Below are 11,477 nucleotides of genomic sequence, written 5' to 3' on the forward strand. Positions count from 1 at the left end.
GCCGGTTTCCACCCGTGGAGGGTCGCTCCAGGTCAGCGCCGTGCTCGGGCCCCTCCACGGGCGCGGCCCGAGCGGCCGGGACCCGGGCCCGCGCCGCCGCCACACCGGTCCGGCACAGCGGAGCGTGACCGCCCGGGTGTGCCCGGTTCCCGGCCGGGCGCCGCAGCGGTCTTCCGCCCGGACGGTTTCCGGGTGACCATGACAGGGCCGCGCGGTCGCCGGGCGAGGACGGGGGTACGGCGTGAAGGTCGGTCTGCTCACCCGCGAGTATCCGCCGGAGGTCTACGGCGGCGCGGGCGTCCACGTGGAGTTCCTGGCCGACGGGCTCCGCCCGCTGACCGACCTCGAAGTGCACTGCTGGACCGGGAGCGACGCCGCGTCGCCCCCCGCGACGGGGACCGACGCCGGGACCGTGGTACGGCACCGGGCCGCCCCCGGTCTCACGGACGCCAACGACGCCCTGCGCGCCTTCTCCGCGGACCTGTCGATGGCCGCCGCGCTCGGCGGCCGCGACCTGGTCCACTCGCACACCTGGTACGCCCACCTCGCCGGCCATCTCGCCAAACTGCTCCACGGCGTCCCGCACGTGGTGACGGCGCACTCCCTCGAACCCCTGCGCCCCTGGAAGGCCGAGCAGCTCGGCGGCGGCTACGCACTGTCCCGCTGGGCCGAACGCACCGCCTTCGAGGCGGCGGACGCCGTCATCGCGGTCTCCCGGGGGATGCGCGCCGACATCCTCGCGTGCTACCCCGCGCTCGACCCCGGGCGGGTGCGTGTCGTCCACAACGGCATCGACACCCGGCTCTACCGCCCCGACCCCGGCACCGGCGTACTGGAGCGGATCGGCCTCGACCCGGAGCGCCCGTACGTGCTCTTCGTCGGCCGGGTCACCCGCCAGAAGGGCGTCCCGCACCTGCTGCGCGCGGCCCGCGCCCTCGACCCGCAGGCTCAGCTCGTGCTCTGCGCGGGCGCCCCGGACACCCCGGAGACCGGCGCCGAATTCCGCGCCCTGGTGGACGAGCTGGTCCGGACCCGGGACGGGGTGCACTGGATCCCCGACATGCTGCCGCGCCCCGAGGTGATCCAACTCCTCACCCACGCGGCGGTGTTCGTCTGCCCCTCGGTGTACGAGCCGCTCGGCATCGTCAACCTGGAGGCGATGGCGTGCGGCACCGCCGTGGTCGCCTCGGCGGTCGGCGGCATCCCGGAGGTCGTCGACGACGGCGGTACGGGACTGCTCGTACCGTACGACGAACGTCACCCGGAGGACTTCGAGTCGGGGCTCACCGAAGCGGTCAACCGGGTGCTCGACGACCCCGAGTCGGCCGCCCGGATGGGGGCCGCCGGACGGCGTCGTGCCGTACGGGAGTTCGGCTGGGACCAGGTGGCCCGGCGTACGTACGACGTGTACCGGGAGCTTCTCAGGAACCGGTAGGAACCCAGTCATAGGGAGCGGCCATGCGTGGTGGACCTTCGGTGCTCGGGATCGTGCTGGCGGGCGGGGAGGGCAAGCGTCTGCTGCCGCTCACCGCGGACCGGGCCAAACCGGCGGTGACGTTCGGCGGTACGTACCGGCTCGTCGACTTCGTCCTGTCGAACCTGGTGAACGGCGACATCCTGCGGATGTGTGTGCTGACGCAGTACAAGTCGCACTCGCTGGACCGCCATGTCAGCACCACCTGGCGGATGTCGAGCCTGCTCGGCAACTACGTGACCCCCGTGCCCGCGCAGCAGCGGCTCGGGCCGCGCTGGTACCTGGGCAGCGCCGACGCGATCCTCCAGTCCCTCAACCTGGTCCACGACGAACGCCCCGACTACATCGCGGTGTTCGGCGCGGACCACGTCTACCGGATGGACCCGCGCCAGATGCTCGCCCAGCACGTGGAGAACGGCGCGGGCGTCACCGTCGCGGGCATCAGGGTGCCGCGTACGGAGGCGTCGTCGTTCGGGGTCATCACCCCGGGCGCCGACGGCGTCCAGGTCGAACGGTTCCTGGAGAAGCCGGCCGATCCGCCGGGGCTGCCGGGCGACCCCGAGCGGGTCTTCGCCTCGATGGGCAACTACCTCTTCACCACGAAGGTCCTCGTCGACGCGCTGCACCGGGACGCCGAGGACGAGAACTCCGTGCACGACATGGGCGGTTCCATTCTCCCGATGCTCACCGAGCGGGGCATGGCCCAGGTCTACGACTTCCAGGAGAACCACGTCCCCGGCGAGTCGGCGCGGGAGCACGGCTACTGGCGTGACGTCGGCACCCTCGACTCGTACTACGACGCGCACATGGACCTGATCTCGCCCGAGCCGGAGTTCGGCCTCGACAACCGCCGCTGGCCCATCTACACCCACCCCGGCCAGCTGCCCCCGGCGCGCTTCGTGGCGGGCGGCATCGCCACCGACTCGATCGTGAGCCCCGGCTGTGTGATCCGGGGCCAGGTGAGCCGGTCGGTGCTCTCCCCGGGTGTGGTGGTGGCCGAGGGCGCGATGGTGCAGGGCTCGGTGCTGCACGACAACGTACGGGTGGGACGCGGGGCGGTGGTGCGCGGCTCCATCCTCGACAAGAACGTGGACGTGCCGCCCGGGGCGACGATCGGCGTCAACCCCGGGCGCGACCAGGAGCTGTACACCGTCTCGAAGAACGGCGTCATCGCCCTGGGCAAGGGACAGCCGGTGGTCTGACCGGTCCCCGCGGCGGGCGGCGGGGACCGGACGGGAGACCCTGGGTCACAGCATCCGGCGCCGCCGCCCCAGCCAGGTCTGGGCGATCACCACGACCGCCAGGAAGGCGCCACTGACGACCTGTTGGTAGGCGGAGTCCAGCGAACCGATCTGGTTGATGACGTTCTGGATGACCTTCAGCAGCAGCACCCCGACGAGCGAGCCGCTGAGGAAGCCGAAGCCGCCGGTGAGCAGGGTGCCCCCGATGACGACGGCGGAGATCGCCTCCAGCTCCATCCCCGTACCGAGAATGGTCACCCCGGAGACCAGCCAGGCCGCGTTGAGCGCCCCGGCGAGCCCCGCGCAGAGCCCCGAGAGGGTGTAGACGGCGATCTTCGTACGGGCCACGGGTGCGCCCATCAGCGCCGCCGCGTCCTCGTTGCCGCCGACCGCGTACACGTACTGGCCGAAGCGGCTGCGGCGCAGCACGACCGCGCCCAGTACGAAGAGCGCCGCCGTGATCCACACGGGCACGCCGATGCCGAGCAGGCTGTCCTGGCCGAGCCGGGCGAAGAAGGACGTCCCGTCCACCAGATAGGTGTTCGCGCCCTCGTCGGTGACCGACAGCAGCACCCCGCGCGCCAGCAGCATCGCGGCCAGCGTCACGATGAACGGGGCCAGCCGCGCCCGCGCGATCAGCAGACCGTTGACCAGGCCGATCAGCCCGCACACCGCGAGCGGCAGCAGCAGCGCGACCGCCGTGCCGTACCGCGAGCCCCAGGCGGCGAGCACCCCGCCCAGCGCGAAGAGCGAACCCACCGACAGATCGATCCCGCCGGTGATGATCACGAAGGTCATGCCGAGGGCGACGACGGCGAGGAACGCCGACGAGACCGCCATGTTGGCCAGGTTGTCGCCGGTCGCGAAGGTGTCGAAGCCGACGGAGGCGGCGACGGCCACCACGGCGAGCGTGACGAGCGCCCCGTGCTGCTGCGCGAAGGCGCTGAGCCGCTCGGCCCGGCTCGCGCCGGGGGCCTCCGCCTCGTCCGCGGGGGAGTGGGTCTCCCTGGTCTCCACCGTGGTCACCGCTTCCCCCGTTCCCGTGCCGCGTAGACCGCGAGCACGATCACCACGGCCTGGGCGATCTGGGTCCAGGACGGCGGCAGGTCGTGTTTGATGAGTGTGGCGGTGAGGAGCTGGATGAGTACGGCGCCCGCCACGGTCCCGCCGATCCGGATCCGGCCACCGCTCAGCGGCGTACCGCCCACGACCACGGCGGTGATGGCCGACAGCTCCATCAGGGTCCCGAGCGAGGTCGGGTCGCTCGCCTGGAGCCGGGCGGTGGCCAGCACCCCCGCGACCGCGGCCAGCACGCCCGAGACGACGTAGACGAGGATCAGCACCCGGCGCACCGGCAGCCCCGCGAGCCGGGCCGCCGGTCGGCTGTCCCCGATCGCGAGGAGCTGCCGGCCGAAGGTCGTGCGCCGTACGGTGAAGCCCACCGCGAGCGCCAGCGCGCCGGCGATCAGCACCAGGTACGGGACGCCCAGCAGATCGCCGGAGCCCAGCGCGGCGAGCCCCGGGTCCCGGACGTCCTTCAACTGCGGGAGCAGGACCAGCGCCAGACCCCGCCCGGCGACCATCAGCGCGAGCGTCGCCACGATGGGCTGCACCCCGATGAACGCCACCAGCGACCCGTTGGCGAGCCCCACGGCCGCCCCGCCCACCACGGCGGCGAGCAGCGCGATCCACGGCCCGTACCCGAGATAGAGGGAGAGCAGGGACGTGGCGAGCGCCATCACCGCGCCGACGGAGAGGTCCACGCCCTCGCTGCCGATGGCCAGCGCCATGCCGAGCGCCACGATGATGACGGGCGCCACCTGCACGGCCTGGGTACGGAAGTTCTCGGCCGACAGGAAGTGCGGGGTGAGAAGGACATTGGCGACCAGCAGGACGGCCACGCCCGCGTAGACGCCGTACTCCTGGAGGAGCGCCAGCAGACGCCCCCGGTCGGCCTGTCCCAGGGGCAGGCGCCGCAGCGCCGCGAGATCAGTCATGCGGGGACCCTCCGTCCTCCCCGGGTACGGAACCGGCCGCGATGGCGCCCAGCAGCCGGTCCTCGGTCACCTCGGCACCCGTCAGCTCCGCGACCACCGCACCGTCCTTGAGGACCACGACCCGGTCGGAGCCCTCGATCAGCTCCTCCATGTCGGAGGAGATCAGCACCACTCCGAGCCCCTCGCCCGCGAGCTCGTCGATCAGCGCCTGCACCTCGGCCTTGGCGCCGACGTCGATGCCGCGCGTGGGCTCGTCCAGGAGCAGCACCTTGGGCCGCATCGCCAGCCAGCGGGCGAGCAGCACCTTCTGCTGGTTGCCCCCGGACAACTCACCGACCTTCTGATGGGGACCCGCCGCCTTGATGCGCAGCCGCGTCATGAAGGTGTCCACCAGCCGGTCGATCCTGGCGTCGTCGACCAGCCCGAAGCGGGCCAGCCCCGGCAGCGCGGCCAGCGCGATGTTCTCCCGTACGGAGAGCCCGGGGACGATCCCCTCGGCCTTGCGGTCCTCGGGCAGCAGGCTGATGCCCGCCCGGATCGCGGCGGGCGTGGACCCGGTCCGTACGGGCGCCCCGGCCACCACCACCCGGCCCGAGTCGGGCGGCAGCGCGCCCGCGACGGCCTTCGCGGTCTCGCTGCGGCCGGAGCCGAGCAGCCCGCCGAGCCCCACCACCTCTCCGGGCCGCACCCGTAGCGACACCCCGTGGAGTACCTGACGCAGCGTCAAATCGATTGCCTCCAGCACCGGTTCGCCGCCGGTGTCGTGCCCGCCGGAGAATTTGGTGAGCCCCTCGCCGCGCACCTCGCCCATCTCGCGCCCCAGCATCAGCGAGACCAGCCGCAGCCGGTCCAGCCCGGCGAGGGGGCCCGCGTGGACCCGGTGGCCGTCGCGCAGCACCGTGACGGTGTCGCAGATCTCGTACAGCTCGTCGAGGCGGTGGCTGACGTAGATCACCGCGATCCCGCGCTCCTTGAGCATCCTGATCACCCCGAACAGGGTGCGGACCTCGCGTGGTTCGAGCGACGAGGTGGGCTCGTCCATGACGACGACGCGCGCGTCGACCGAGACCGCCCGCGCCAGCGCCACCATCTGCTGGGCGCCGACCCCCAGCGAGCGCAGCGGCCGGCGGACGTCGACGCGCAGCCCGAGACCGCGCAGCGCCTCGTCGGCGGCCCGGTGCATCCGCCCGAAGTCGATCAGTCCGAGCCGGCCGCGCGGCTCGCGCCCCAGGAAGAGATTGCGGGCCACACTCATCAGGGGGACGAGATTGACCTCCTGGTAGATGGTGGAGATCCCGGCGTGCTGCGCCTCCAGCGGGGTGGCGAACCGTACGGGCTCGCCCCGCAGGGCGATCTCGCCCCCGTCGGGCCGGTACACCCCCGTGAGCACCTTGATGAGCGTGGACTTGCCCGCGCCGTTCTCGCCGATCAGCGCGTGGACCTCGCCGGGGCCGACGGTGAGGTCCACCCCGTCGAGCGCCCGCGCGCCGGGGAAGGACTTCGTCAGCCCGGTGACCGACAGCAGCGGCGGCCGTACGGCGTTCTCCGGCGCCGCAGGCGTTGCCGGCGGCTCAGTCGTTGCCCGCGGCTCAGGCGTGTCCGGCGGCTCCGGTGCTTCCGGCGGCTCCGGTGCTTCCGGCGGCACGTCAGTAGGCCTTGCCGAGATCGGCCTTCGCGTTCTCGGGGGTGTAGGCGCTGTCCTGGATGACGACGTCCTGGGAGACCTTCTCGCCCCGGGTGAAGGTGTCGAGCGTCTCGAAGGCCAGCGGCCCGAAGCGCGGATTCGACTCGATGACACCGGAGATCCAGCCGTCCACGATGCCGCGCACCGCGTTGCGCGTGCCGTCGACCGTCACGATCTTGACGTCGCCCGCCTTCTTGCCCGCGCTCTTGAGGGCGTTGACGGCGCCGAGGCCCATCTCGTCGTTCTCGGCGTAGATCCCGGTGATGTCCGGGTTGGACTGGATGAGCTGCTCGGTGACCTGCTGGCCCTTCTCCCGGGCGAACTCGCCGGTCTGCTCGAACACCACCTGGAGCCCCGGGGCCTCGGCGGCGATCCGGTCCTTGAACCCCTTGGTGCGTTCCGTGGTGACGTTGTTCCCGGCGGTGCCGAGCAGAATGGCGACCTTGCCCTTGCCGCCGGTCGCCTCGATCATCCGGTCCGCCGCGCGCTCGCCCTGCTCGATGAAGTCCGAGCCGATGAAGCTCACATAGTCCTTGCAGGCCGTGGCGTTGATCTTCCGGTCGATGGTGACGATCGGGATCTTCTTCGCCGCCGCCGAACGCAGCACCGGGCCCCAGCCGTCCGAGTTGAGCGGGGCGATGACCAGCAGGTCCGCGCCCTTGGCGATCAGGTCCTGGACATCGCTGATCTGCTTGGAGAACTGCGACTGGGCGTTGGCCGTGAGGAGCTTGACCCCCCGGTCGGCCGCCTCCGCCTTGATGGAGGCCGTCTCCGCGATCCGGAAGGGGTTGGCCTCCTTCTCGGACTGGGAGAAGCCGACGGTCGCGCCCGAGAGGTCCAGCTTCTCGCCGCCGAACTGTTCGAGGGTGCAGGTCTTGTCGGCCCCGGCGCCGGGGGAGGCGACCACCTGGTCGCCGCCTCCGGCGGCGGTCGCCGTCGCGCTGTCACTGGCGGCGTCCTCCTCCGACTTGGCGCAGCCCGTCAGGGCGAGTGCGGCGACGAGGCTCGCGGCGAGAACGGTCGTGGTGGTGGAGCGGGCGGAGGACTTCATGGCGGAACCCCATCTCGGCACGGCCCCGGCGCGCGGACACCGCCCGGGAGATCGGCTCGTACGGTCTGCTGGTCTGCACGGTCTGCTGCGCTCGTTCGGAAGGGTTTTTACATCGTTGTACGGATCCTGTAAACCCTTCGCGCGAGAACGGCGCCACCCGGGCCCGCGACCGCTCCGTACGGGCACCTCATGCTCGGCCGAGCGTGGACTCCCGTTCCACCAGCCGGAATTCGGCCCGGAGTTCCCGCGCCCGCCGGCCGTCCCCGGCCGCGTCGCCGGTGCCTTCCCTGGCTCCCTCCAGCCGCTCCACGAGCGAGCGCACCGCGAGCCGGGCGATGGTGTGCTTCGCGGGGGAGACCGTGGTCAGGGTGACCGTCCCGTACCGGCCCTCCGCGACGTCGTCGAAGCCCACCACCGCCACATCCTCCGGGACCCGCAGCCCCCGCTCGGAGAGCACCCGCATCGCGCCGATGGCGATCAGGTCGTTGTACGCGAAGACCGCGTCCGGCAGCTCGCCCGAGTCCAGCAGCCGGGCCGTCGCCGCCGCGCCGTCGGCGTGCGCCCAGCCGCCCGTCGGCGCGACCAGCGAGTCCGGCGCGGGCACCCCCGCCGCCGTCAGCTCCGCCCGCCAGCCGCGCAGCCGCAGCTGCGAGGGCTCGTTGAACCGGTCGGTGCGGGCCCCGAGGAACGCGATCCGCGACCGGCCGAGCGCGAGCAGATGGCGTACGGCCGTCCTGGCAGCAGCGACATTGTCGATCGCGATGTGGTCGTACGGCAGGTCGTACTCCCGCTCGCCGAGCAGCACCAGCGGCGCGTCCTGGTCCTGGCCGCGCAGGTCCTCCGCCTCCAGCTCGATCGGGCTCAGGATCAGCCCGTCGATGACCCGCGCCCGGAACCCCTGGCTGACCAGGATCTCCCGCTCCCGGCTGCCCCCGGTGTGATCGAGCAGCACGGTGTACTCGTGCTCGGCGGCGGCGTCGATGACCGCGCCCGCCAGCTCCGCGAAGTACGGGTTCCCCAGCTCGGGCACGGCCAGCGCGAGGATGCCGGTGCGGCCCTTGCGGAGGTGTCTGGCCGTCATGTTCGGTACGTACCCCAGCTCGTCGATGGCCCGCTGTACGCGGGACCGCATCGACGGTGTGACGTGCCGGTAGTTGTTGACCACGTTCGACACGGTCTTGATCGAGACGCCCGCGCGTTCCGCGACGTCCTTGAGGCTGACGGTCACCGATACCTTCTCCCCGGGTCTGGACAGTGCAGGATTGGCGTGTTGTCATGCCAACTGCCGTTCCTTCCAACGTTGTACAGACTGACGCAACGAGCCGCCACCTCTCTTCGCAAGGAGGATTCGTGCGCATCCGAAGAAAACTGGCCCTCCTGCTCGCCGCCGTCCTCGGCGTCGCCGGACTCACCGCGGCGCCCGCCGCCTCGGCCGCGGACGACCCGGTCGAGGTACAGGGACTCAAGGGCGAGTACTACACCCAGTCCGCCCCCGGCGCCTTCGATTTCCACGAGCTGAAGGCCACCGTGTTCGACCCGGCCATCGACTTCGCCAATCTGGAGCCGCGGCTGGCCGCCACCACCGGACGCTCCGACGACGTCTCCGTGCGCTGGACCGGGAAGGTCGTCCCGGCCACCTCCGGCGCGCACACATTCTCGATGATCGGTGACAACGGCTTCCGGCTCTGGGTCGACGGCCGCCTCGCCATCGACCACTGGGTCGACGACTGGGACAAGGAACAGACCGCCCAGCCCATCGACCTGACCAAGGGCCAGGCCTACGACATCAAGGTGGAGTTCTTCGAGCGCGTCGGCGGCTCGAACCTGCGTCTGCGGTGGACCGAGCCCGGCGGCACCAAGGTGCCCGTCCCCTCCTCCGCCTTCCGGCTGCCCGACGGCTTCGCGTACGACGGTGCTCTCGCCGCCACCGTCCTGCCCGACGGCCGCAGCCTGCGCCTGGACTTCGCGCAGAAGCTCGCCGCCCCGCCCGCCGGTCTGGCCGGCCACCTCAGCGCGGTCATCGGCGGCGCCCAGTGGCCGCTCGGCACCGTCAAGAAGGATCCGAAGGACGCCCGGCGGCTGCTGGTCACCCTCAAGGAACCGGTTGTCGGCCAGGGCGGCAACGCGGACGTGCGCTACGACGGGACCGGCGGCCTCGCCGCCCGCGAGGGCAAGCCCGTCGACGCCTTCTGGAGCAGCGGGCCCAACACCTCCGAGTACCAGCTCTCCACCCCCTGGGCCAAGGAGGTCGGGCCCCGCAACGCCCTTCCCGAGTACCCCAGGCCGCAGCTGACCCGGGGCGACTGGCAGAACCTCAACGGGCAGTGGCAGTTCGCCGCCGCGACGAAGGGCGAGAGCCCGCCGGTCGGCAAGAACCTCCGCGAGAAGATCCTCGTCCCGTACCCCGTGGAGTCCCAGCTCTCCGGGGTCGAACGGCACGAGGACCGGATGTGGTACCGCCGTACCTTCACCGTGCCGTCCGACTGGCAGGTGGGCAAGGGCAAGCGGCTCAACCTCAACTTCGACGCCGTGGACTGGCAGGCCGAGGTCTACGTCAACGGCACCAAGGTCACCGAGCACAAGGGCGGTTACGATCGCTTCACCGCCGATGTCACCGACGCGCTGAAGCCCGGCCGCACCCAGGAACTGATCGTCGGCGTCTACGACCCCACCGACTCCAGCGACGGCGAGAACCCGCCGATGGGCAAGCAGCGCCTGGACCCCAGCGGCATCTGGTACACCCCGTCCTCCGGGATCTGGCAGACGGTGTGGATGGAGCCGGTCGCGGCCGACCACATCGGCTCCCTGAAGCTCACCCCCGACGTCGCCGGTGAGGAGCTCGCCGTCGAGGTGCGCGGCATCCGGGACGGGGTCCCGGTCACGGCCACCGCGTACGACGGCCGGCGCAAGGTCGGCAGTGTCACGGGCCGCAGCGGCAGCGCGCTCAGTGTGCCCGTCCGCGACCCGCGCCTCTGGTCGCCGGACGATCCCTACCTCTACCGGCTGGAGGTGACGGCCGGCAAGGACCGCGTCGGCAGCTACTTCGGGATGCGCTCGCTCACGGTCGAGAAGGTCGACGGCACCCCCAGGACCGTCCTCAACGGCAAGCCCACCTTCCTGATGGCCACCCTCGACCAGGGCTTCTGGCCGGACGGGCTGCACACCGCGCCGACCGACGAGGCCCTCGCCTACGACCTCAAGGCGCACAAGAAGCTCGGCTACAACTCGGTGCGCAAGCACATTAAGGTCGAGCCCGACCGGTGGTTCTACTGGGCGGACCGGCTCGGACTGCTGGTCTGGCAGGACATGCCCGCGATGAACACCATCAACCCGGACGCGGAGTCCCGTACCCAGTACGAGCACGAGATGAAGCGGATGATCGACCAGCACAGCAGCAGCCCCTCGGTGATCATGTGGGTCACCTTCAACGAGGGCTGGGGCCAGTACGACCAGGCGCGCGTCGCGGACCAGGCCAAGGCCTGGGACCCGAGCCGGCTGATCAACAACATGAGCGGGGTGAACTGCTGCGGCGCGGTCGACGGCCGCAACGGGGACATCGCCGACGCCCACGGCTATCCGAGCGCCCAACTCCCCGCGCCCGACGGGAAACGGGCTCTGGTCAGCGGTGAGTACGGTGGCCTCGGCCTCGCCGTGCCCGGCCACGCCTGGCCGGTGCAGCACACCTACGTGGGGGTGGACCAGGCCGCGTACACCGACTCGTACCTGGCCGAACTCGCCAAGGTGCGCGCACTCGCCTGCCGGGGGAGCAACGGCGCGGTCTACACCCAGATCTCCGATGTGGAGGGCGAGCTGAACGGTCTGCTCACCTACGACCGCAAGGTGCTGAAGCCGGACGCCGAGCGGCTCAGGGCGGCGCACGAGTCGCTGATCCGCGACGCGGAGAACCCGGCCACCATGGAGTGCACCTCCTGACGGCCTGAGGACCTGAGGGACGCAGGAGACGGCCCCGGTCCGCCCCCGCCAGGGGCGGACCCTGGACACCGCGCCCCCCCGCCGGCGCGCCCCGGGG

The 11,477-nt window shown here is 71.7% G+C and carries 8 protein-coding genes; 3 read left to right on the top strand and 5 right to left on the bottom strand.

Features of this window, described 5'->3' with window-relative positions; all coding sequences use genetic code 11:
* Positions 1 to 241 precede the first annotated feature (241 nt).
* Positions 242 to 1,435 carry a glycogen synthase gene (gene glgA / locus ACFXKG_RS01935; RefSeq protein ID WP_384830730.1) on the top strand — a complete coding sequence of 398 codons (1,194 nt, stop codon included), beginning with the start codon at positions 242 to 244 and terminating at the stop codon, positions 1,433 to 1,435.
* A gap of 23 nt (positions 1,436 to 1,458) precedes the next feature.
* Positions 1,459 to 2,676, top strand: a complete 1,218-nt coding sequence (glgC, locus tag ACFXKG_RS01940) for a glucose-1-phosphate adenylyltransferase (RefSeq protein ID WP_382892978.1) — start codon at positions 1,459 to 1,461, stop codon at positions 2,674 to 2,676.
* A 45-nt stretch (positions 2,677 to 2,721) separates the two neighbouring features.
* On the opposite strand, the gene ACFXKG_RS01945 is transcribed toward glgC, so the two are convergent.
* The 5 genes from ACFXKG_RS01945 to ACFXKG_RS01965 all read right to left on the bottom strand — a co-directional run bounded on the left by ACFXKG_RS01945 (position 2,722) and on the right by ACFXKG_RS01965 (position 8,675).
* A complete protein-coding gene (locus tag ACFXKG_RS01945) occupies positions 2,722 to 3,732 on the bottom strand; it encodes an ABC transporter permease (RefSeq protein ID WP_384831736.1) in 1,011 nt (336 codons plus the stop codon).
* Positions 3,733 to 3,737: 5 nt separating this feature from the next.
* Positions 3,738 to 4,712, bottom strand: a complete 975-nt coding sequence (locus tag ACFXKG_RS01950; RefSeq protein WP_384830733.1) for an ABC transporter permease — start codon at positions 4,710 to 4,712, stop codon at positions 3,738 to 3,740.
* The gene (locus tag ACFXKG_RS01955; protein WP_384831739.1) at positions 4,705 to 6,237 is read right to left on the bottom strand and encodes a sugar ABC transporter ATP-binding protein; all 1,533 of its coding nucleotides are present in this window, start codon (positions 6,235 to 6,237) and stop codon (positions 4,705 to 4,707) included. Before ACFXKG_RS01955 ends, ACFXKG_RS01950 begins: the two co-directional genes overlap by 8 nt.
* A 121-nt stretch (positions 6,238 to 6,358) precedes the next feature.
* Positions 6,359 to 7,447, bottom strand: coding sequence for an ABC transporter substrate-binding protein (locus ACFXKG_RS01960; RefSeq protein WP_384830736.1), 1,089 nt, complete (start codon positions 7,445 to 7,447; stop codon positions 6,359 to 6,361).
* 187 nt (positions 7,448 to 7,634) lie between these two features.
* A complete protein-coding gene (locus ACFXKG_RS01965; RefSeq protein ID WP_384830739.1) occupies positions 7,635 to 8,675 on the bottom strand; it encodes a LacI family DNA-binding transcriptional regulator in 1,041 nt (346 codons plus the stop codon).
* A gap of 47 nt (positions 8,676 to 8,722) precedes the next feature.
* On the opposite strand from ACFXKG_RS01965, the gene ACFXKG_RS01970 reads away from it, so the two are divergent.
* A complete protein-coding gene (locus ACFXKG_RS01970) occupies positions 8,723 to 11,380 on the top strand; it encodes a PA14 domain-containing protein (RefSeq protein WP_384830742.1) in 2,658 nt (885 codons plus the stop codon).
* Positions 11,381 to 11,477: the final 97 nt, after the last annotated feature.

This window comes from Streptomyces sp. NPDC059255, assembly GCF_042752355.1.
Lineage (GTDB): Bacteria > Actinomycetota > Actinomycetes > Streptomycetales > Streptomycetaceae > Streptomyces.

Bases quoted from the DNA above. Each gene is read 5' to 3' on its own strand.
- glgC (WP_382892978.1), top strand. From the start codon at position 1,459: ATGCGTGGTGGACCTTCGGTGCTCGGGATCGTGCTGGCGGGCGGGGAG.
- ACFXKG_RS01950 (WP_384830733.1), bottom strand. From the start codon at position 4,712: ATGACTGATCTCGCGGCGCTGCGGCGCCTGCCCCTGGGACAGGCCGAC.
- ACFXKG_RS01960 (WP_384830736.1), bottom strand. From the start codon at position 7,447: ATGAAGTCCTCCGCCCGCTCCACCACCACGACCGTTCTCGCCGCGAGC.
- ACFXKG_RS01970 (WP_384830742.1), top strand. From the start codon at position 8,723: ATGCCAACTGCCGTTCCTTCCAACGTTGTACAGACTGACGCAACGAGC.